Consider the following 18,881-nt stretch of genomic DNA (forward strand, 5'->3'; position numbering starts at 1 on the left):
CGCCCGCGACGCAGCCGATATCGTCAACCGTTGGCATCCTTGTTCCCGGCCTGCTTGATGATCTGGCGCGCGATTCCGCGCAGGATGTTGACCTCCTCGGTCTCGAGCTGGGTCCGCGCGAACAGCCGCTTCAGGCGCGGCATCAGCTTGCGCGGGTTATCGGCATCGAGGAACCCGACCTTGACCAGCGCTTCCTCCAGGTGCCCGAACATGGCCTCCACCTGGGGCACGCTGGCCGATTCGCCGGTAAAGCCCGGCGTGCCGCGCGCAGCGCTCACGCCCTCTTCCAGCGCGGCCATCCTGCATTCATAGACCAGCACTTGCGCCGCCTGCGCCAGGTTCAGCGACGAGTAGCCTGGATTGGCCGGTATGTTGATCAGCACATTGCACTGCTCGACGATCTCGTTCGGCAGTCCGAAGCGCTCGTTCCCGAAGATCAGCGCCGCCGGCAGGTCTCCATGCGCGGCCATGTGGCCGGCGAACTGGCGCGGCGTCCACACGGGCGGCGAAAATTCGCGCAGCCGGGCCGACACGGCGGCCGCGAACCGGCATCCGTCCAGCGCCTCCGCCATCGAGCCGGCGATGCGCGCGCCGGACAGGATATCGAGCGCGCCGCTGGCGAACGCCACCGCTTCCTCATGCGCCAGCACGCCCGGATCGCGCGGATTGACCAGCACCAGGTCGGAAAACCCCATGGTTTTCATGGCCCGCGCCACCGACCCAACGTTGCCCGCACGGCTCGTTTCGACAAGGACAACACGCAGGCGATTAAAAACAGAAGTGTCGGTTTGGGGCAGGTTCATTTAGAATAGCGGGAATTGTGCGGCTTTCGATTGTTCGAATTGTACCGCGCCGCTCTTTAATTCATGCTCGACTTTCCGCGTTCGGCAGTCGCCACAAGGCCTGCCGCGCGCGGTACGTTCATTTTCAGAAAAGCTTATGCACCCAATGCTCAACACGGCCATCAAGGCCGCGCGACGCGCCGCAGCCGTCATCAACCGCGCTTCGTTCGATATCGACCGGATCACTGTCACGGAAAAACAACACAACGATTTCGTTACCGACATCGACCAGGCCGCGGAACAAGCGATCATCGAAACCCTGCTCAAGGCCTATCCGGACCACGCGATCCTGGCCGAGGAGTCCGGTGCGTCCAAGAACCTGAACGACGAGTCTGAATACTGCTGGATCATCGACCCGATCGATGGCACCACCAACTTCATGCACGGCTACCCTCAATACTGCGTCTCGATCGCGCTGGCCCAGCGCGGCGTCGTCACGCAGGGCCTGGTCTACGACCCGGTCCGCAACGACCTGTTCACCGCCACCAAGGGCGCCGGCGCCTACCTGAACGACAAGCGCATCCGCGTGACCCGCCACGACCGCCTGGCCAACGCCCTGCTGTCCTCGGGCCACGGCGCCGGTCCGCGCGCGCTGGACGAATACCTCAAGATGTACCAGATCATGGCCGAACGCTGCCAGGGCATCCGCACCGCGGGTTCTGCAGCGCTCGACCTGGCCAACGTAGCTGCAGGCCGCAGCGATGGCTATTACGAAAAAGGCCTGAAACAGTGGGACATCGCAGCCGGCGCGCTGCTGGTATCCGAAGCAGGCGGCATCGTCGGCGAGTTCAATGGCGAGTCCGACATCATGAAGGGCAATATCATCGCCGCTGGCCCGAAAGTCTTTGCCCAGATGGTGCCGCTGCTGTCGCCGTTCGCCTGATCCCCTGACACTCCGCAGCCGTGCGGCGCCGGTCGAAACCGGCGCGCGCGGCCCATTCCCGATTTCCAGAGAAAACTCCATGTCATTTGAAACCCTCGGCTTGTCCGACGCGATCGTTCGCGCCGTGAAAGAAGCCGGCTACACCTCGCCAACGCCGATCCAGGCGCAGGCGATTCCGATGGTGCTCACCGGCGGCGACCTGCTGGCCGGCGCCCAGACCGGCACCGGCAAGACCGCAGGCTTCACCCTGCCGCTGCTGCAACTGCTGTCGCTGTCCAAGAGCGCGCCCGCCAACCGCACCGCGGCGCGCCCGGTGCGCGCACTGGTGCTGACGCCAACCCGCGAACTGGCTGCCCAGGTCGAGGAAAGCGTGCGCACCTACGGCAAGTACACTAACCTCAATTCCGCCGTGATCTTCGGCGGCGTGGGCATCAACCCGCAGATCAAGCAGCTCAAGCATGGCGTCGACATCCTGGTCGCCACGCCGGGCCGCCTGCTGGACCACATCGGCCAGGGCACCGTGGACGTCTCGAAGATCGAGATCCTGGTGCTGGACGAAGCGGACCGCATGCTGGACATGGGCTTCATCCACGACATCAAGAAAGTGCTGGCGGTGCTGCCGAAGCAGCGCCAGAACCTGCTGTTCTCGGCCACGTTCTCGGACGAGATCAAGGCGCTGGCCGACAAGCTGCTGAACAGCCCGCAGACCATCGAAGTGGCGCGCCGCAATTCGACCGTGGAAATCATCGCCCAGATGATCCACCCGGTCGACCGCGACAAGAAGCACCCGATGCTGGCGCACCTGATCAAGTCGAACAGCTGGGAACAGGTGCTGGTCTTCACCCGCACCAAGCACGGCGCCAACAAGCTGGTCGAACAGCTGGGCAAGGACGGCATCGGCGCGCTGGCGATCCACGGCAACAAGAGCCAGGCCGCGCGTACCCGCGCGCTGGCCGAGTTCAAGGATGGCACGCTGACCGTGCTGGTGGCAACCGACATCGCCGCGCGCGGCATCGACATCGACCAGCTGCCGCACGTCGTCAACTATGACCTGCCGAACGTGCCGGAAGACTACGTGCACCGCATCGGCCGTACCGGCCGCGCCGGCGCAACCGGCGAAGCCGTGTCGCTGGTGTGCGTGGACGAGCACCAGATGCTCAAGGATATCGAGAAGCTGATCAAGCAGACCCTGCCGCGCCAGGTCATCCCTGGCTTCGAGCCGGACCCGACTGCCAAGCCGCAGCCGATCCAGCTGCGCAGCGGCGGCCCAGGCCACCGCAACCAGGGTGAGCGCTCGGGCCAGGGCCGCTCGCGCGGCGGCAACGGCGGCGGCGCAGCTGCACGCAGCGGCCAGCGTCCTGCCGGCGCAGCCCCGCGCAGCGGCGCGCCCGCACGCAGCGGTGGCGGCCCGCGTAGCGCCGCGCCGCAGCGCAACGGCGGCGGCCGGGGCCGCTAACGCCCAGGACCGTCCTTCGCAGGACTCTCCATCTACCCTGGGGGACTGTCACTGCGGACTGCCCCGGCCTTCTCATCAGGGCCGGGACAGTCCGCCGGAACAGTCCCCTTTTCTTCGTCCGGTTTCTTGACCCGTAGCAAGGTGCGCCCTAAACGCTGAGCAAGAATGTGCTTTCGGAAACGCCTCCTGCGCGATCCAGAAAGGACAACATGCATCCGCTCCGACTGATTGCCGCGCTTGCGTTCGCGGCCCTGTTCTCCGGCTGCGCGACCCATGCCGTCAGCATGCAGGAAGTGCGCGAGTTCGCTGCCGCCTCCGGCAAGCTGGCCGGTTTCGCCGACCTGTCGACCCGCTTCCGCACGACCTACGTGCGCGAACAGCCCTACCTCACCCCCGCAGCCGACAAGCTGGCGCGCGAAAACGACGCCAGGCGCGCCGCCGTGTACCAGGATTTCCTGAGCGCGCAAAAGACGCTGGTGCTGTACATGCAGACCCTGCACCAGCTGGCCAGCGACGAACGCTTCGACCTCTCCCCCCGCCTCGACGAGCTGGGCGAAGGGCTGAAGGCCAACGCCGAGACCAAAATCGAACAGCGCCATGTCACCGCCTACACCGGCCTCGGACGGCTCATCACGCGGGTGATCCTGTCCAACTACCAGGCGCGCAGCGTCGAGAGCATGGTGCGCGAGGGCGATCCGCACGTGCAGGCGCTGCTCGAGGCGATGACCGCCCTGCTGCGCTACTACGCCAAGACCAACGAGAACGAGAAAAAGACGGTGCTGGGCATGTTCGACGTCGAGATCCCGTTCTCGCTGCGCCCGCAGGACCGCATGCTGGTCACGCTGGCCAAAGTCCACTACACCAGCAAGGCGGCCGAGTACCGCCTGCTCGACAAGCGCTACGCGCTCGCGCAGGAAGGGCTGGACAAGGTCTCGCTCGGCCACCGCAAGATGCGGGAGAACCTGAATAACCTCAATGCCCCTGAAGTGCGCAAATACCTGGCAGCGATCGGGCGCGACCTGGTCATGATCCACGAAGGCCTGAAAGCCAATTAAGGGAGGCAGCATGAGCGAATCGAGCAACCGCAACGGCGCGGAGGCGCTGGCCGACAAGCTGTCCGAATGCGCGGACGCGATCCACGAGCGGGTGGTCAACACCATCAAGGGCTACGAGGGGCGCGACGTGCCGGCATCGGAACAGGCTGCGCTGCGCATGCTGTGGGACCATGAGCTGGTGCTGCGCCAGCGTGCCAACGGCCTGTATGCGGAAGCCGCGGCAAGTGCGGTCGCCACGCTGGGCGAACACCGCGAGCAGCTCACCCGCATCACCGGCACCGCGCTCGATAAGATCAAGACCATCAGGAAGGTCGGCGACGCGGTGGGCCTGGTCGCGGCGCTGGCCGCGCTGGCGGGCGCCGCTGCGCTGGGGCAGCCTGCGCCGATCATTGCTGCGCTGGCCAAGCTGCGCACCCAGGTCACCGCGATGGCCGCATAGCCACCCTGTCGCCAGCACCCGTACGGCGGCACAAGCGGCGCCCCCATCGCCCTTCCAGGAAGCGTCGCCCAGGCGCCCGCAGGGACCTGTCCCCTCCCCTGCCGTGCGCCAGCGCGCTGCCATCGCGCTACACTGAAGGTGCGCGCTTTCGCGGATGCGTGCGCGCCAGTTCCGCTGCGACGGCTCACCCCGGCCGCTGGCGGCCAGCCATTTGTTGCGGACGCGCGCTGACATGGAACCCCTCACCGAAAACCAGCTTGTGCAGCTCCGCCAGGCGCTCGACGCGCGGCTGGCGCAGCTGGAGGAGCAATTGGCCGCCGAGCTGGTCACCGATGGGCTCCCTGTGCAGGAAGTGGAAACCTCGCCTGCGGACAAGGCCACCAACCGCCTCCTGAACGACCTGGCGATCGAAGCCAGGGAGCATCTCACTGCCCAGATGACGGCGGTGCGCAAGGCGCTGGCCAAGTTCGATGACGGTAGTTATGGGTTGTGCGAGCAGTGCGGCAACGATATCGGCTTTGCGCGCCTGCTGGCGCGGCCGGAGGCGGGGCTGTGCATCACCTGCCAGGCACGGCTGGAAAAGCGCTGAGGCCACGCTTCAACCGATGCCCCGCCTGCGCGGGACTGACGGCTAACCGGTCGACCAGGCGAGGTCGCGGATCTTGCTGACCTGTCGGCGTGCCAGCATGCACCAGAGCTGCAGCGCTTCCTTTTTACTGGCGGTCATCCGGCGCGGCTCGGCCAGCGCGATCTCGCAGTCGCGGTCGGACCACTCCTCGAAGCGGATCTCGCCCGTGCTCGTTACCTCTGCCTGGTACATGAGGCCGTCCGCATAGCCGAAGCGCAGTGTAGCGCTCGCCTTCTCGCCCTTGCCCCCGCCGAATACTTCGGCGAGCGCACTCGCGAGCTGGTGTTCCGTGGGCGCGGTGATGTCGCGCCCATCGCGGCCGGTAAGAATCACCCATGCTTGAGTCATTGCACCTCCGTATCGGCAATACCGGTGGCTCGCGCCAGGAATGTTGCGCCTTATGATACCGAATTATTGGCTGCTGGGAAGACTTGCTCCGGCCGCTGCGGCGCCGACGTTGCGGCGCCGCAGGACGGCTTAGCGGACGAGTTGCGGGACGCTAAGCGGATCGAAGTCGGTCCAGTCCCCGCCTTCGATGGTGCCTTGCGCTTTCTCGATATGGTGTGCTCCGAGCTTGCGCAGCAGTTCCAGCGCGCGGTCTTCCTCGGCGCTGGAGACGCAGGCGACGGCGATCAGCATGCCGGCCGGCCGCGGTTCGCGCTCGTTCTCGTTGGCCTCGTCGCCCGCTTCCGGTTCGCCATGGTCCTTCATCTTGTGGAAGGAGTACAGCGAACCGACGTGCGCGCCGACCAGGCCGCCGACGACCGGGCCCAAAATGCCCGTCACCGGCATGGTGGCCGCGCCAATGGCAGCGCCGACCGCGCCGCCCGTTACCTCGCCCTCCACCACGCCGATCGGGGACTCCTTGGCCCCCGGCGAAATGAGGTGGTCGCCGCCGATCGGGGTGCGGTCGTGCTGCCCCGGCTGGCTGAGGTAGAACGCGGTGATTTGTTCATCCGGAAAGCCGGCGCGGATGAGTTCCTCGCGCGCCCGTTGTATTTCGTCCTGCAGCTGGAAATGTCCGGCAAGAATGGTAGACATGCTGATTCCTCCTGTTCGATGGATCAAGCATGAGCGATGCGCTGGCCGGCCTCTGTACGGTATCGCACGTAATTTACTGCCACTGGCCAAAAGCAAAGCCGTAGTCCGGCGCCTCCTGTGGCGGTGCGGCGACCCACTCGCGCGGATCGACTCTGTAGTACTTCTTGAATTCGTCGAACAGGTCGGGATGGCGCTCGGCCAGCTGGTACGGCTTTTCGAAGAAGGTTTCGGTGGCCACGGCGAAAAACTCGGCCGGGCTCTGCGCGCCGTAGTGGTCCAGCACCGACTGCTGGCTGAAGTAGGCCTGCTGGCGCAGCATGGCAAAGTCGCGCGACAACACCTGCGACCAGCTGCGGTAGCTGGACGGATGCCCGAGGTAAGGCGCCCCGTTGTTGCTGCCGGACTCGGAGTCGAGCTGGTGCGCGAATTCGTGCAGCACGACGTTGTGCCCGTCGGTCCAGTCGCGCGCGCCGCGCAGCACGTGATCCCAGGACAGGATCACCCGGCCGTCACTCCAGGATTCGCCCAGCAGGTCTTCGCGCGTCTCGGTCACGATGCCGGCCTCGTCCGGACGGTTGCGCGGCACCAGGAAGGCGCTCGGGTACAGCAGCACCGTGTACAGGCCGGGATAGACGCGGCTCGGACGGTTCAGCAGCAGCATGCAGGCCTGTCCGGCGATGGTCACGCGCATTTCCTCGGTCACTTCCAGGCCCGCGCAGCCGACGAACTTTTTCTGGTGCAGGAATTGCGTCACGAGCCGGCGCAACTGGGCCTGCAGCTCGGCAGGCATGCGCTGGTACACGGGGATATTGCGCGACAGGATGGCCTCGCGCTCGGCGCTCATCGGACGCGCCAGCACGCGTTGCAGGCGCCAGCGCGGATAGAACCAGGCTGCCAGCAGGGCCAGTGCGATGGCGGCAGCGACGATTGAAGCGAGCATTGCATTCCTTCTGAAGTCGGGGCCCGGCCCCGCGTTGTGCCTGGAGCGGATGGATCAGCCCGCGTTGCGGCTGTCGTAATAGGTTTGCACCGCGTCCGCATCCCCGATCAGTTTGCCACCGATGAAGACCTGCGGCCACGTGGACTTGCCGGACACGCCGCGCAGCACGGTGCCGTTGATCTTGCGGTCCTGTTCCATCTCGGTGAACTGGACGCCATGGCGCTGGAGCACATCGCGCGCGCGGGCGCAGTGCGGGCAACCGGGCTTGGAGAACATCACCACCGGCTCGGGGATCTCGATGCCGGGCACAAGGTAGCGCAGCATGGTTTCCGCGTCCGACACCTCGAAAGGATCGCCCTCCTTGTCCGGCTCGATGAACACTTTGTCGATGGTGCCGTCGCGCACCAGCATCGAATAGCGCCACGAGCGCTGGCCGAAGCCCAGGTCGCGCTTATCGACCAGCATGCCCATGGCTTCGGTGAAGTCGCCATTCCCGTCCGGCAGGAACATGATGTTGTTCGCTTCCTGGCCGGCCTGCCATTCGTTCATGACGAAGGCATCGTTGACCGATACGCAGACGATCTCGTCGACACCGTGTTTTTTGAATTCCGGCGCCAGTTCGTTATAGCGCGGCAGATGCGAAGACGAGCAGGTCGGCGTGTAGGCGCCCGGCAGCGAGAACAGCACCACGGTGCGTCCCTTGAATACCTCGTCGCTGGACAGGTCGCGCCATTGGTTGCCGGGGCGCGCCTTGAACGTGACCTGCGGGACCTGCTTTCCTTCGAGTGAATCGGGGGTGGGCAACATTCTTGAGCTCCTTTGGCATGGTCAACACGACTTGCCGCACGGACAAAATGGGGCTGCTTGACCGTATTTCAATGAAAAAGAAAAAAGGCGCCGGACCCGAGGGTGCGGCGCCTTTGCTGCTGTCGGCAGCGTCACGGCCGTCAGGCCGACGCTTGTTCCTTGGCTGCCAGTGCAGGAGCCGGGCCGAACAGCGCGGTGACCAGCGGGTCGCGCGCGACAGGATTGCGGTTGACGCGGATGGCGTAGTGGGTGTCGTCCGCCAGGATATGGAAGTGGCGGCCGGCGCCTGCCATGGCTTGCTCGCGCAGGCCTGGGCGCTCCTTGCGTGGCGGCGCGCCTTCGCGCTTTGGCTGGGCGATCGCGGCCAGGAAGGCCTGGACACGCTCAGGGTCGGGGGAAATCTGGTACACGGCCTTGCCGAGGTAAGTGGCGGTGCCCTCTACATAACGGGCCAGTTCGATGACGCCGGCTTCGCGCAGGTCGCGGATGTATTTGCGGGCGCCCGATGGGGAAAACTTGAGGAACCAGGCGATCTCGTCAGCGAGCATCTCGTGGTCCATCAGTTCGTTGATCAGTTTTTGCATGTTTTCGATCCGGCGCTGGGTCGCCGAGGTCGAACGGACACGCTCGATCGGTGCAAGGGAAATCGGAGCGCGCTCTGCAGGTTGGGGGGCGACGCGCTCGATCAGGCCGGACGCGGCGCTGCGGGCCGACAGTTCAACCTGGGTTTTATTTTGGGTATTTGCTTGCATGTTCAGTACTCCGTATGAGTGAGGTAGCCACTTTCCAAGGGGACCGGTGCGCGGCCTGTTACCTGCATTCGACAGGCCAGCGTCCGACGGGTTCCCCATCCCTATGGCTCAAGATTGCCTTTCCGAACACTCCCGGTCTGTGCGCCATCGAACATTCAACGGAAAAGTTGCCATCTGCGGATGTGCTTGCGTGTGCGTTCCCGAACAGAGTGCGGGCCACGGGAATCGTAAAGTGGCGACATCCATCAACTCGGAGAAGGAATTGCTATGAAAATCATGACCTTGGCAGCCCTGGCGGCTGTGATCGGGCTGGCCGGATGCGAAAAGACTGAAGTTAATCCGCCCGCAACCGTCGTGACCCCTGCGCCAACTACGGCGCCAGCGCCTGACACCGTCGCGGTGCCGGTGCCAGTGCCAGTTCAGGGCCCTCCGGGCCCGGCTGGTGAAAAAGGCGAGAAAGGCGATCCGGGCAGCACCACCGTCGTGGTGCCTGAGCCAGCGCCTGCGCCTCCGAGCGGAACCCAGACGCCTCCGCCAGTACAGTAAGCAATCCGCAGTACACCTGCCGGTCGCGCCGCTCCACCAGGGGCGGCGCGACTTTTTTCGTTAAGGACTCTCCGCAACGCCAACCGCGCCGACGTTGGAGGCATGGCCGGACAGGTGCAAGCCATTGCCTTGACGAAAGGCCGCGACGCAGCCCGGCGATCTGTTGTAAAAATACCACGCACGCGAAAACATTGTGCGGTACCGCACCGACCCTAGGGAACCCCAACCGTAATCTCCAGTCCAACATCACTCAAAGCGATGTCGCAACAACAATCCTAATAATTTTTTGATGGGAGTTTTTTGTGAATAAAATGAAAAAAATCGCACTCGCCGCCGCCATGCTGTGCACCTCGACCGTCGTCATGGCTCAAGAGGCCCCCGTCCCGACGATCAATCCGAACTGGTACATCCAGCCATCGTTTGTCGGCCTGAAGCCGGACTCCGACTGGGGTACCGACCGTGACTGGGGCGGTGGCCTCAAGTTCGGCAAGGCGATGTCCCCGGCGTGGGACCTGCAAGTCGGCCTCACTTATGTGAAGACCGAAAACGGCATTCGCAAGTACGACACCGCCACCTTTGGCGCCGACGCGCTGCTGATGATGTCCCGCAAGCAGTTCCGCCCATTCCTGCTGCTGGGTGTGGGTATCGAACACGACCAGCTCAAGCTGGTGACCGGTAACGTGACCAAGAACTCGCCATACGTGTCGGCCGGCCTGGGCTTCCAGATCGGCATTTCCGACCGCATGTCGCTGCAAGCGGACATCCGCCAGGTCCACAGCCGCCTGCGCGACGACGAGCGCTTCGGCTTTAGCAGCAGCAACAACCGCTACCTGACCGTCGGCCTGAACTACGCCCTGGGCCCAACCCCGCTGCCACCAGCGCCACCAGCACCGGCACCGGAACCGGCGCCAGTGGCCGAGGCACCGGCTCCAGCGCCGGCACCGGCTCCGGCACCAGCGCCACGCTTCGAGAAGATCACCCTGGCAGCGACCGAACTGTTCGAGTTCGACAGCGCACGCCTGCAGGGCTCGCAGCCGAAGCTGGACGAGATCGCGGCCGCCCTGTCGGCTGACACCACGGTGAACAACATCGTGATCTCCGGCCACGCAGACCGCCTCGGTTCCGAAAAGTACAACCAGGCACTGTCGGAACGCCGCGCAAACGCCGTGCGTGACTACCTGATCAGCAAGGGCATCGACGCTGGCCGCCTGACCGCACAGGGCAAGGGCGAATCCATGCCGGTCGTGACCTGCACCGAGAAGAACCGCACCGCACTGATCAAGTGCCTGGAGCCGAACCGCCGCGTCGAAGTCGAGCAGATCGTCATCGAGCGCCAGGTCAGCCAGTAATCTGCGCGTTTTAGGTACTGATGGGAAAGGGGCTGCGTGCCCCTTTCTTTTTTTGCGGAGGGAAGATGTCAACGTTGAACTGGTCCACTTTTTCGGGCCGCCTGGTCACGGTCCTGCGCTGCTCGGTGACCGAATGGTTCGAGGACCGCGCCGCCAGCAAGGGCGCCGCCCTCGCCTTCTACACCCTGTTCTCGCTCGCGCCCGTGCTGGTGCTGGTCATCGCGATCGCCGGCTTCTTCTGGGGGCCGGAGGCGGCCCGCGGGGAACTGCTGGGACAGCTCCAGGGACTGGTGGGCAAACAGGGCGCGGAGGCGCTGCAGCTGGTGCTGCAGGGCGCGCGCGACAAGGAGGAAGGCAAGTTCGCCACCATCGTCGCCGCGGTGCTGCTGCTGTTCGGCGCCACCACCGTGTTCGCGGAACTGAAGGACAGCCTGGACGAGATCTGGCATGTGCCGGCACCCAAGAACGCAAGCTTCTGGGACGTGCTGCGCACGCGCCTGCTCTCGTTCGGGATCATCCTGGTGCTGGGGTTCCTGCTGATGGTGTCGCTGGTGGTCAGTGCCGCGCTGCAGATACTGGAGAACTTTTTGGCGGGCTTCTGGAAGGACGCGACCGTGCTGCTGGGGTGGCTGGCGCAGGCGGTGAGCTTCCTCGTGATTGCGGCGCTCTTTGCGGTGATCTACAAGCTGCTGCCACGGATCAAGCTGGCGTGGAAGGATGTGTTCATCGGGGCGCTTGGCACGGCGGCCATGTTCACGCTCGGGAAATACCTGATCGGCCTGTACATCGGTAATAGCGGCGTCGCCAACAGCTTCGGCGCGGCAGGGTCGCTGATCGCCCTGCTGCTGTGGGTGTACTACTCGGCGCAGATCTTCTTCCTGGGGGCGGAGTTCGCGCGGCAGTATGCGCTGCAGATGGGGAGCTTGCGCAATAAGCCGGCACACGAGACAGGCGCCGACAAGCCCAAGCGCATGAAGTAGCCGGGAGCGCGCCGCCAGGCGGCGCAGCGGCATCCCCGTCTATTCGCCGAGCAGCTCCGCGATGACTTCCATGCCCTCGACGCGCTCGGCCACGACCTTCAGGATCACCACCACCGGCACGCCCAGCAGCAAGCCCCAGACACCCCATAGCCAGCCCCAGAACAGCAGGCTGACGAACACCGCCGCCGCATTCATCTTGGCGATCTTGCCGGTCATCCAGGTCGTGACGAAGGTGCCGACCAGGGTGGCGATGGCCAGCGATGCGCCCGCCACCAGCAGCACTTCGCGCAGCGATTCGAACTGCAGGAAGGCGACAAGGCCGGTCGCGGTCGTGATCAGCAGCGGCCCGAAGTACGGCATGATGTGCATCAGCCCGGCCAGCAGCGCCCACGCGCCTGCATTCTCCAGGCCGATGGTGCGGAGCGCGGCCCACATCAGCAGGCCCAGCAGCGTATTGGTGACCAGCAGCATGAACATGTAGTTCTGGATCGACGTATTGATGTCGTCCAGGATGTGCACGGTGATCTTCTTCTGTGTCAGCGACGGCCCGGTCAGCTTGACCAGCTTGCGCTTGAACGTGTCGCCGGCCAGCAGCAGGAAGAACACGAGGAACACCACCATGGTGGCCTCGGTGGCGAAGCTGACCATGCGCATCGACCCGGCCAGCACCCAGTCGAACACGCGGATGCCTTGCGACGGCGCGGCTGCCGGCCGCCGCGCAGGCTGCCGCGTCCCGGCCTGGGTTGCGCCGACCGTGGCTTTTTCCAGCTCCTCGGCCGCGGCCTGCACCTGCGCGATCGTGCCATGCTTGCCGTTTTCGCGCGCGAGCAGCTTGCTGACCTTCTGGGTAATGACGGGAAGTTCGTCGATGATCGCGAACAGCTGGCCTTGCAAGCGGTAGATCATGCCGGCCATCAGGGCAAGCATGACGGCGGTGACGATGGTGGCGCCAATGGCGCGCTTGATGTGGATGCGCTCGAGCCAGAGCACCAGCGGATTCAGTGTGTAGGCGAGGAAGATGCCAAGCAGGAACGGCACCAGGAAGTTGCGCGCCCAATGCAGGGCGAACAGGAAGGCGACTGTCGCAATGACGCCAAGCGCGACGCCGCGCGCGTCCACATGCACCGGCAGGCGTAGCCCGCCGGCGGCATCGGCCGCTTCGATGGCCGGTCCGGCCGGAGGAGGACTGATCGGGGTATCGGCGATCAGCGGTTTGTTTTCCCGGGGCTCGGCCACCTGCATGTTTTCCTCTCAGGCCGGCCGGCTGGCCGGCCCCTCAGGCCGCGTTATTTGACGCGGATATCGTTTTTAACGGAGGAGACGCCCTGCACGCCGCGCGCGATCTGCACGGCCTTCTGAGCGTCGCTCGGATCGGCGACGAAGCCGGACAGCTGCACCTCGCCCTTGTAGGTCTCGACCTGGATTTCCGAGCCCTTGACATTCGGGTCGTTGTACAGCGATGCCTTGACTTTGGCAGTGAGGACGGCGTCGTCGACGACTTCACCGGCGCTCTTGTTCTGCATTGCGCAGCCGGACAGGGCCAGCGATGCAACGACCATCAGTGCCGACAGGCGTTGAGCGATTTTCATGGGGACTCTCCTTCTTGGTTGGTCTAAAAAAAGCTCTGATCGAGCTGAATGCACGGCTTATTCGCCGTAAGCTGACTTCGCGGCCGAGACACAATTGTCCTTGACCGTACCGGCAAACGCGTCGCACTTCTCGAGTGCGACCTTGTACTGCGCAGTTCGTTTTTCGTCGCGCGCATCGGCGCGCGCCTCGATCGATTTCTTGTCGGCACGCGCGTCGACCTCGGCCGCGACGCGGCTCGCCTTGGCCTGGCCGAGGCACACGTCGCGATCGTTGCCCGCCACCGCGCCGCAGCGTGCGCGGTCCAGGTTGTAGTTGGCGGCGGCGATGCGCATGCGCGCGCGGGTGTAGGCGTCCAGCGTGTTCTTGAACTGCGCAGTCGCGTCCTCCTCGGCGCGCACGCGCTGCGCCTTGGCCTGCGCGACGCAGATGTCCTTGGGGGTGCCGGCCAGCGAATTGCACTGGGCGCGCGCCGCCTTGTAGGCGGCCGCCGCGTGCGCCTTGGCTTGCGCGTACTGTTCCTTCGATCCCGCTGCCACAGTCATTGGTGCGCCATCCGGATACTGGGCAGTAGCAGGATGTTGCGCTGCCGGTACCTGCAGGGTTGCAGTTGCCTGGGCTAATGCGAGTGCCGGCGCCAGGGCCAGCAGTGCGGTTCCGATCGTTCGTTTCATCTGTTCTCCGGTGCTGTTGTTATGACGGATGAGATAAAGGTACGTTGTATACGCCGTGTTATCTGTTCGGTGCCGTACATTTCGTGCGGGGCAGTTGAGTTGGTGTAAACGTGAATCAACGCACAGACCCAGGATGAGCGCGTGCCCTATCCTGAAGGTCACAACTTATGCCAGGAGACCAAACATGAAATCGACACTTGCTGCAGTGCTTGTTGCCGGTACCGCGGTCCTAGCAGGCTGCTCTTCCTACCCGACGTCCTACTCGTCGCCAACCTATAGCTCGTACGACACCTCGTATTCGACCACGTACGGCACCATTGATTCCATCACGGTGACCCGTGGTGCAAGCTCGGGCCTCGGCGCCGGTGCAGTGGTGGGCGGCGTGGTCGGCGGCCTGGTCGGCAGCCAGGTGGGCAGCGGCAGCGGACGTACCGCCGCCACTGCCGCCGGCGCGATTGCGGGCGCAGTCGCGGGCAACGAAATCCAGAAGAACCGCAACGAGCGCGACATGTACCAGATCAGCGTGCGCATGGATAACGGCGACTACCGCACCGTGGTCCAGGACAGCGTCGCCGACCTGCGCGTGGGTAACCGCGTGCGCGTGGTGGACGGCCGCGTCTACCGCTACTAAGCCGGCCCGGCAGGCCGCACCCAAGGAGCTTTGACATGGGAACCATTCTGTTGATCATCCTGATCATTGCGCTGGTGGGCGTCCTGCCGACCTGGCCCCACAGCCGCAGCTGGGGCTACGGCCCGGTGAGTATTACCGGGCTGCTCGTGCTGATACTGCTGTTCCTGTTACTGACAGGACGAATCTGAAGCAACAAGGATGGACACGGGCGCGCTGCGCCCGTTTTTATTCGTGGAGGCATGCCATGCGAATCCATGCAACACCGCGCTGCGGCCTGCTGGCGCGCACCGTCGTGCTTGCGCTGGCCTTCGGGCTGGCGCACGCGCAGGTCGCGACCGCGCCGCCTGTCGCCCCCGTGCCACCGGCCAGGCCCGATCCGGCGCCGCCCGTCTCGCCCGTACCGGTGACGCCGCCCGCCCAGGCAAGCGCGGCGACGCCCGCCACCCCGGCCACGCCGGCCACCCCGGCCACATCGGCCACGCCGGCCGTAGCTGCAACTCCTGCCGTGCCCGCGGCGCCCGTGCAAGCTCAGGCCAGGCAGCCCGTACCTCCTGAGACGACTCCGCCGGCAGCGGCAGCGAACCAGGCGGCAGAACTGGCGCGCGGCGAACCGGCGCGCTGGTACAAGGAAGACGCGACCGAGGAGCAGCGCCTGCGCACGCAGCGCAAGGAGATCGCCGCTGCCTACGAGGAAGCCAAGATGGCATGCCGCATCAAGCTGACGGCCGAACGCTCCCAATGCATGAAGGACGCGCGCGCGACCTACGAAAAGGATCTGGCCGGAATCAAATCCACGGCCGGCGTGCGCTAGCCTGGCCGCAGCATACCCGGGGGGAGTATCGCCCCTCAGGACGCCCTCCCCGGCATACTGGGGAGGGGTATCTGCGCCTGAGGCCTATTTTTCAGGATACCCCGGGAGGGTATCCCAATCCCTTGGGGTATTCCTGCCGTCCGGCCAGCCAGGAGACAGTCTCCACGAGACCTCGCGAACTCATCAGATCGATCGCCAGAAAAAAAGACGGCGTGCAATCGCTAGATTGCAACGCCGCTCAAGCCCCACCATATCGGGTAATGAACTGATTCAGGCTGTGCCCTCAGGTCAGTCCCATCAGTTTTTTCTCGCGCCGGTAGTTGAGGTACCACGCCGCGCCGCCCACCAGGGCCAGCACGCCCAGCGCCGGTTTCAGTTTGCGGCGCCGGCGCAGGATGCCGAACACGCGGACCGCATACGGCATCAGCGCCGTCACCGACAGGCCGGCCGGGGTCAGGATCGTGTCCACCCGCGAGCGCACCGCATAGGTCGCGCTGTCGATCGCGTTGTGCATGATCACGTCCGGTTTCATGCCGTGCTTGATGTGCAGCCTTGCCAGCGTGATGGCCTGGCGGTGCTGTTCGCCTTCGCGCAGGATCTGCGCGCGGCGCTCTTCCAGGCTGCGATTGTCCTTTTCCATCTTTCCTCCGTCGTGATTGTTACAGCAGCGCCTGGCGGTCTTTCTTGATTTCGTTCATGGTCTCGGGGAAGGACAGCTTGCCTTCCTTGAGCATGGCTTTGCCCTTTATGCCGAGCACGACGGCCAGCCCGGCAAACACGAGGAACATCACCAGCAGGATGGTCCAGCCCATTGCTTCCCAGGCCAGCGCAACGATGATGGCCGAGCCGAATGCCAGCGCAAACACGCCGCAGATGGCTGCTACCGCGAACAGGGCGACCAGTTCGATCAGGTGGTTGCGCACTTCGGACAGCTCCAGCGCCGCCAGCTCCATGCGCGACACCACCAGCCCGTAGGCGTTCTTGATCAGGCTGGTCACCCCTGCGATCAGGCCGGGGCCGTGCGCAGCTGCCGTCGATTTGTCCATGGCTTCCCCCGGCCGTCGGTTATTTACGGCCCAGGATCACGCCCAGCAGCAGGCCCACGCCAGCCGCCGCAGCGATGGTCTTCCATGGATTCTCCTTGACGTAGTGGTCGCTCGCGGCGGCCAGGTGCTTGCCGCGCACGACGGCCTCGTCGGACAGGTCGTGCGCCTTGCCGAGCGCCACGTCGAGCAGGTGCATGCCCTTGCCGCGCATCTGGTCGGCCTTTTCGCCGGACAGCGCAGCGGCCGCTTCCAGCATGGTTTGCGCATCCTTGACCAGCGTTTGCATGTCCGCCTTGATGTTGCTGGCGGCGCCGTTCATCTTGGTGCGGGTGATTGCTTCCTGTGCTTGCATGATGTTCCCTTTCTTATGTTTAAGTCGGTGGGTCAAAAACTACTGTGTTCAGTGGACCTGGGCCAGCAGGTCGCGCATGTCGTCGGCATGCTCTTCCTCGACGGCCATGATCTCGATCAGCATCTGCTTGGTGGTCGGGTCGCGGTCGCCGATCGCCGCGATCATCTGGCGGTACGACTCGATGGCCACGCGTTCGGCGATCAGGTTGGCCCGCACCATCGCCTGCGGATCGAGCGACTCGTCGTATTCGGCGTGGCTGCGCGCGCTCAGCGTGGCGGGGTTGAAGTTGGGCGAACCGTTCAGCTGCACGATGCGCTCGGCGATGCGGTCGGCATGCTGCTGCTCCTGGTTGGCATGCTCCAGGAATTCATCCTTGATGGCGCGCGTGTTGGCGCCGGCGATCGTGTAGTAGTGGCGCTTGTAGCGCAGGATGCACAGCAACTCGGTTGCCAGTGCATCGTTGAGCATCTGGATCACGGCTTCACGGTCGGCTGCATAGCCTTCCGTGACCGCGCCTTCATCCATGTTGGCGGCTGCCTCACGGATCGCCTGCACGTCGAATCCGTGTGCCAGGCGTGTGGTGTTCTGTTCCATGTGTAGATCCTCAATAAAACTGCTGCTTAGCGGGGTGGAATCCTGCCGCTTTCGTCCGACAGGACAATCTCGACGCGGCGGTTCAGCTGGCGGTCCGCCGCGGTGTTGTTGCTGGCGACCGGGAAGCGCTCGCCATAGCCGCGCATCTGGATACGTGCGCGCTCCACGCCCTGCGACACCAGTGCGTCACGCACTGCAGTCGCGCGGCGCTCGGACAACTGCTGGTTGTACGCATCGCTGCCGGTGCTGTCGGTGAAACCTTCGACCATCACGGTGCGCTCCGGGTTCGTTTTCAGCACTTCGGCCAGCTTGCGGACATTGTCCATGCCCTGCGGCTTCAGGCGCGCCTGGTCGACGTCGAACAGCACGTCGCCGATGGTCACCACCATGCCACGTTCGGTTTTCTTTGCCTGCAGTTCGATCAATACTGCTTCGAACTGTGCGATGCGGGCCTGGGCGTCGCGGGCGGCCTGCTCGGCAGCAGCAGCCTGGCGGCGCGCTTCCTCGGTCTGGCTCTGCGCTGCGGCAGCTTCGGCACGGGCGCGCTCGGCGTCGGCCTTGGCCTTCTCGGCCTCGGCGGTGCGTGCGTCCAGGCGCACCTGGTCACGCTCGCGCGCTGCCGCCTGGGCCTGCTCCTCGGCGGACTTGGCGCGGGCAACTTCGCGAGCGGTCTCGATGCGCTGCTTGGCCAGGTAGGCCAGCTTGTCGACTTCTTCCAGGTTCTCGCGCTTGGCCGCGGCGGAATTCGCGCGCTCAAGCGCCTCGCTGGCCTGGCGGAACTCCAGCGGCGCCAGCGATGCCACCTTTGGATCACTGTTGATGTCGCGGTAGGCGGCGCGCGCCTCGTCCAGCGTTGGCGTGGTCAGCGGGGTCGAGCTGCAGCCGGCGAGCGCGAACGCAAGGGCGATCGCGGCCGACTTGAAGAAGGTCGTGTTCATGGTGATTTTCCTTTTTGTAGGGTGGCTCGGGAGTTACTTGGTGCGCTCGACTTCTTCGCGCAGCACGCGGATGTCTTCCTGCAGCGCATTGGCGGCGGCGGTGGCCTTGGCGGAGTTGGCCTTGCTCTGCGCCAGCTTGGCGTCGGCGGCGGCCTGCTGCGCGAGGTCGCGTGCCGTGTCGTAATCCTTGGCGGCGAGCGCGGCGCTGGCGCGTTGCATCTTGTCGCGCGCGGCCATCATCTCGGCGGGCGCCAGTTCCGACGCGCCCGAGCTGGCCGCGGTTTCGACTGCGTTCTTGGATACCGCTACGTCCGCGGTGGCCGGGGCTTTTTCCTTCGAGGCGCAACCTGCGAGCGCCAGCACGGCGGCGGCTGCAAGCACCTTGGTCATATTGAGCGATGCATCGAATTTCATCTTCTTCTCCATGAGTTTGTGGGAGGCATTGCCATGTCGAAGTTATATGCGAAACGATCAACTCCTTCGGTACGCTGACGCACATAAACCCGGGCTGTCGAGTCACCGTGCGTCAC

The 18,881-nt window shown here is 64.9% G+C and carries 25 protein-coding genes; 10 read left to right on the forward strand and 15 right to left on the reverse strand.

Annotated elements, in window-relative coordinates; all coding sequences use genetic code 11:
• Positions 1-23 precede the first annotated feature (23 nt).
• Positions 24-803 carry an RNA methyltransferase gene (locus tag ACFSQR_RS05140; RefSeq protein ID WP_377728552.1) on the reverse strand — a complete coding sequence of 260 codons (780 nt, stop codon included), beginning with the start codon at positions 801-803 and terminating at the stop codon, positions 24-26.
• 145 nt (positions 804-948) lie between these two features.
• Between ACFSQR_RS05140 and ACFSQR_RS05145 the strand changes: the two genes are divergently transcribed.
• The 5 genes from ACFSQR_RS05145 to ACFSQR_RS05165 all read left to right on the forward strand — a co-directional run bounded on the left by ACFSQR_RS05145 (position 949) and on the right by ACFSQR_RS05165 (position 5,264).
• Positions 949-1,725, forward strand: a complete 777-nt coding sequence (locus ACFSQR_RS05145) for an inositol monophosphatase family protein (protein WP_377729021.1) — start codon at positions 949-951, stop codon at positions 1,723-1,725.
• Between the two features lie 79 nt (positions 1,726-1,804).
• Positions 1,805-3,181: a DEAD/DEAH box helicase gene (locus ACFSQR_RS05150; RefSeq protein ID WP_377728553.1), complete on the forward strand. Its 1,377-nt coding sequence runs from the start codon at positions 1,805-1,807 to the stop codon at positions 3,179-3,181.
• Positions 3,182-3,390: 209 nt separating this feature from the next.
• The gene (locus ACFSQR_RS05155) at positions 3,391-4,236 is read left to right on the forward strand and encodes a hypothetical protein (protein ID WP_377728554.1); all 846 of its coding nucleotides are present in this window, start codon (positions 3,391-3,393) and stop codon (positions 4,234-4,236) included.
• A 10-nt stretch (positions 4,237-4,246) separates the two neighbouring features.
• Positions 4,247-4,675, forward strand: a complete 429-nt coding sequence (locus tag ACFSQR_RS05160) for a hypothetical protein (RefSeq protein ID WP_377728555.1) — start codon at positions 4,247-4,249, stop codon at positions 4,673-4,675.
• A 232-nt stretch (positions 4,676-4,907) separates the two neighbouring features.
• Positions 4,908-5,264 (forward strand): TraR/DksA family transcriptional regulator, encoded by a 357-nt coding sequence (locus ACFSQR_RS05165; RefSeq protein ID WP_377728556.1) that lies wholly within the window; start codon positions 4,908-4,910, stop codon positions 5,262-5,264.
• A 42-nt stretch (positions 5,265-5,306) separates the two neighbouring features.
• Here ACFSQR_RS05165 and ACFSQR_RS05170 read toward each other — a convergent pair whose 3' ends face one another.
• The 5 genes from ACFSQR_RS05170 to ACFSQR_RS05190 form a co-directional block, all read right to left on the reverse strand.
• Positions 5,307-5,651, reverse strand: a complete 345-nt coding sequence (locus ACFSQR_RS05170) for a hypothetical protein (RefSeq protein ID WP_377728557.1) — start codon at positions 5,649-5,651, stop codon at positions 5,307-5,309.
• Positions 5,652-5,780: 129 nt separating this feature from the next.
• The gene (locus ACFSQR_RS05175; protein WP_377728558.1) at positions 5,781-6,344 is read right to left on the reverse strand and encodes a hypothetical protein; all 564 of its coding nucleotides are present in this window, start codon (positions 6,342-6,344) and stop codon (positions 5,781-5,783) included.
• A 73-nt stretch (positions 6,345-6,417) separates the two neighbouring features.
• Entirely contained in the window at positions 6,418-7,284 is an 867-nt protein-coding gene (locus ACFSQR_RS05180) for a zinc-dependent peptidase (RefSeq protein WP_377728559.1), read from the reverse strand.
• 54 nt (positions 7,285-7,338) lie between these two features.
• Positions 7,339-8,091, reverse strand: a complete 753-nt coding sequence (locus ACFSQR_RS05185) for a glutathione peroxidase (RefSeq protein ID WP_377728560.1) — start codon at positions 8,089-8,091, stop codon at positions 7,339-7,341.
• Between the two features lie 140 nt (positions 8,092-8,231).
• Complete coding sequence (locus tag ACFSQR_RS05190) at positions 8,232-8,843, reverse strand: winged helix-turn-helix domain-containing protein (RefSeq protein ID WP_377728561.1); 612 nt, start codon at positions 8,841-8,843, stop codon at positions 8,232-8,234.
• Positions 8,844-9,700: 857 nt separating this feature from the next.
• Between ACFSQR_RS05190 and ACFSQR_RS05195 the strand changes: the two genes are divergently transcribed.
• Both ACFSQR_RS05195 and ACFSQR_RS05200 read left to right on the forward strand, forming a co-directional pair.
• Positions 9,701-10,738 (forward strand): OmpA family protein, encoded by a 1,038-nt coding sequence (locus ACFSQR_RS05195; protein ID WP_377728562.1) that lies wholly within the window; start codon positions 9,701-9,703, stop codon positions 10,736-10,738.
• A 65-nt stretch (positions 10,739-10,803) separates the two neighbouring features.
• Positions 10,804-11,718, forward strand: a complete 915-nt coding sequence (locus tag ACFSQR_RS05200) for a YihY/virulence factor BrkB family protein (protein WP_377728563.1) — start codon at positions 10,804-10,806, stop codon at positions 11,716-11,718.
• 39 nt (positions 11,719-11,757) lie between these two features.
• Here ACFSQR_RS05200 and ACFSQR_RS05205 read toward each other — a convergent pair whose 3' ends face one another.
• Genes ACFSQR_RS05205 through ACFSQR_RS05215 form a run of 3 tightly spaced genes read right to left on the reverse strand, consistent with a single transcriptional unit; the run spans position 11,758 to position 13,979 of the window.
• Positions 11,758-12,960, reverse strand: a complete 1,203-nt coding sequence (locus tag ACFSQR_RS05205; protein ID WP_377728564.1) for an AI-2E family transporter — start codon at positions 12,958-12,960, stop codon at positions 11,758-11,760.
• A gap of 44 nt (positions 12,961-13,004) precedes the next feature.
• Positions 13,005-13,307 carry a BON domain-containing protein gene (locus tag ACFSQR_RS05210; RefSeq protein WP_377728565.1) on the reverse strand — a complete coding sequence of 101 codons (303 nt, stop codon included), beginning with the start codon at positions 13,305-13,307 and terminating at the stop codon, positions 13,005-13,007.
• A gap of 57 nt (positions 13,308-13,364) precedes the next feature.
• Positions 13,365-13,979: a hypothetical protein gene (locus ACFSQR_RS05215; RefSeq protein WP_377728566.1), complete on the reverse strand. Its 615-nt coding sequence runs from the start codon at positions 13,977-13,979 to the stop codon at positions 13,365-13,367.
• A 184-nt stretch (positions 13,980-14,163) separates the two neighbouring features.
• On the opposite strand from ACFSQR_RS05215, the gene ACFSQR_RS05220 reads away from it, so the two are divergent.
• Genes ACFSQR_RS05220 through ACFSQR_RS05230 form a run of 3 tightly spaced genes read left to right on the forward strand, consistent with a single transcriptional unit; the run spans position 14,164 to position 15,421 of the window.
• Positions 14,164-14,610, forward strand: a complete 447-nt coding sequence (locus ACFSQR_RS05220) for a glycine zipper 2TM domain-containing protein (RefSeq protein ID WP_377728567.1) — start codon at positions 14,164-14,166, stop codon at positions 14,608-14,610.
• A 35-nt stretch (positions 14,611-14,645) separates the two neighbouring features.
• On the forward strand, positions 14,646-14,798 hold the full coding sequence (locus ACFSQR_RS05225) for a DUF3309 family protein (protein WP_377728568.1): 153 nt from the start codon (positions 14,646-14,648) through the stop codon (positions 14,796-14,798).
• Positions 14,799-14,854: 56 nt separating this feature from the next.
• Entirely contained in the window at positions 14,855-15,421 is a 567-nt protein-coding gene (locus tag ACFSQR_RS05230) for a hypothetical protein (RefSeq protein ID WP_377728569.1), read from the forward strand.
• 283 nt (positions 15,422-15,704) lie between these two features.
• Here the strand turns inward: ACFSQR_RS05230 and ACFSQR_RS05235 are convergent, their stop codons facing one another.
• From ACFSQR_RS05235 to ACFSQR_RS05260, 6 genes are read right to left on the reverse strand one after another with little or no spacing between them, the layout of a single operon-like run.
• Positions 15,705-16,061, reverse strand: a complete 357-nt coding sequence (locus tag ACFSQR_RS05235; RefSeq protein ID WP_377728570.1) for a hypothetical protein — start codon at positions 16,059-16,061, stop codon at positions 15,705-15,707.
• A gap of 19 nt (positions 16,062-16,080) precedes the next feature.
• Complete coding sequence (locus tag ACFSQR_RS05240) at positions 16,081-16,467, reverse strand: phage holin family protein (RefSeq protein WP_377728571.1); 387 nt, start codon at positions 16,465-16,467, stop codon at positions 16,081-16,083.
• Positions 16,468-16,486: 19 nt separating this feature from the next.
• On the reverse strand, positions 16,487-16,819 hold the full coding sequence (locus ACFSQR_RS05245; protein ID WP_377728572.1) for a YqjD family protein: 333 nt from the start codon (positions 16,817-16,819) through the stop codon (positions 16,487-16,489).
• Between the two features lie 48 nt (positions 16,820-16,867).
• Positions 16,868-17,413 (reverse strand): bacterioferritin, encoded by a 546-nt coding sequence (locus ACFSQR_RS05250; RefSeq protein WP_377728573.1) that lies wholly within the window; start codon positions 17,411-17,413, stop codon positions 16,868-16,870.
• 26 nt (positions 17,414-17,439) lie between these two features.
• Positions 17,440-18,351 carry an OmpA family protein gene (locus ACFSQR_RS05255; protein ID WP_377728574.1) on the reverse strand — a complete coding sequence of 304 codons (912 nt, stop codon included), beginning with the start codon at positions 18,349-18,351 and terminating at the stop codon, positions 17,440-17,442.
• Between the two features lie 33 nt (positions 18,352-18,384).
• Entirely contained in the window at positions 18,385-18,765 is a 381-nt protein-coding gene (locus ACFSQR_RS05260; protein ID WP_377728575.1) for a DUF4398 domain-containing protein, read from the reverse strand.
• Positions 18,766-18,881 lie beyond the last annotated feature (116 nt).

It is taken from the genome of Pseudoduganella sp. GCM10020061 (assembly GCF_042683405.1).
Taxonomy (GTDB): Bacteria; Pseudomonadota; Gammaproteobacteria; order Burkholderiales; family Burkholderiaceae_D; genus Telluria.